This is a genomic window from Stenotrophomonas terrae (assembly GCF_001431465.1).
Lineage (GTDB): Bacteria > Pseudomonadota > Gammaproteobacteria > Xanthomonadales > Xanthomonadaceae > Stenotrophomonas > Stenotrophomonas terrae.
Genome location: NZ_LDJJ01000129.1, coordinates 1 through 643, shown reverse-complemented (window position 1 = coordinate 643; position 643 = coordinate 1). Strand labels below are relative to the sequence as shown.

At 65.2% G+C, this 643-nt stretch carries 1 protein-coding gene; it reads left to right on the top strand.

The window, feature by feature from the left end:
• A partial coding sequence (locus tag ABB27_RS19055) for a PALP domain-containing protein (RefSeq protein WP_152984704.1) occupies positions 1 to 643 on the top strand: 643 nt, incomplete at both ends.

Sequence of the window (643 nt, the reverse complement as noted above, 5' to 3'; positions counted from 1 at the left end):
GCCGCGGCAGGCACATCAGCTGGGTTGCCTGGGTGACAATATTCGCGCACTGCGCGTGGCCGGCTCGTTTGATGACTGCCAGGCCATGGCCAAGCAGGCGCTGGGCGACACCGAGCTGCAGGCACAGGTGCCGCTGAGCTCGGCCAACAGCATCAGCCTGGGCAGATTGCTGCCGCAGATGAGCTATTACGCGCATGCGGCGCTCAACCATCAGGCCGCGCATGGCGGCCTGTTGAACTTCGTTATTCCCACCGGCAACCTGGGCAATGCGATGGCGGCGGTGATGGCGCGAGCGCTGGGTGTGCCATTGGGGCGGATCGTATTGGCGACCAATGCCAATCGCGTGTTGCCGGATTATTTCAGTGGCGCCGACTATGCGCCCAAGGCCAGCGTTGCCACCCTGGCCAACGCCATGGACGTTGGTGCGCCGAGCAACTTCGAGCGGCTGCGCTGGCTGTATAACGGCGATGATGCGGCCTTGCGCGCTGGGTTCACCTCGCAGGCGGTGAGCGACGCCACCATCCGCGACACGATTGCCGCCCGCTACCGCGATCATGGCGAAGTGTTCTGCCCGCATACCGCAACCGCGGTGCATGTACTGGAGCAGCTGCGCGCCAGTGGCAGTGCGGCGGCCAACGAACAC